The organism is Polaromonas sp. P1_G2 (assembly GCF_056405515.1).
In genome coordinates this window covers 1-575 of sequence record NZ_JBFUBY010000748.1, presented here as the reverse complement: position 1 = coordinate 575, position 575 = coordinate 1, and the positions used below count along the sequence as shown (strand labels likewise).

Here is a 575-nt window from a genome sequence, read left to right as displayed (position 1 = left end):
CGTGCCAACATCCTTCGCCATCAGATTCGACGTGCAGTCGAGGGCCATCGACATATCCGACACGAACCTTCCGCGTCCTGAAGGCAGCATCCGTGCGAACGAAGTAATGCCCTCCATGAGTTCCGGCGATCACTCCCTCAAGGGTCAGGCCGTTATCGTCCTGACGACAGACACAATGTTCAAGACCCTCATCGTCCCAATCGCGCCAACGAACGACAGCCTTCATCGATGCCTCCCATGTGAACATTAAGAGAACACTATAAAGAGGCTGAATGTCTGTAAAGGGCTCGTCACGTCGATCGCCGCCATCCGAAGACAACTGACCGTCGCACTCTCTCACAGCCTTAAACGATGTCCAGGCTGCTCCAGGAGCAATGATCCACGGAAAGCGTAAACTTATGACGCAGTAAGATTAGACCAGCGCCTCCATCTTGCCGGCTGCAGGAATATTCGGCGCCGTCTTGTTGTCGACGATCACCAGATCGAATTTGCCGTCGTCCTTGCGCCGCCATTGGCCGCCGACCAGCTGTGTCTTGGTGACGTTCTTGGCCGCGAAAGGCGGAACACCCTGACCG

The 575-nt window shown here is 55.8% G+C and carries 1 protein-coding gene; it reads right to left on the bottom strand.

The annotated features are described in order from the left end of the window. On the bottom strand, window positions 1-226 hold a 226-nt coding region (locus tag AC1D0P_RS27365), incomplete at its 3' end, for a putative glycolipid-binding domain-containing protein (protein ID WP_477679604.1). Between the last annotated feature and the right edge of the window lie 349 nt (window positions 227-575).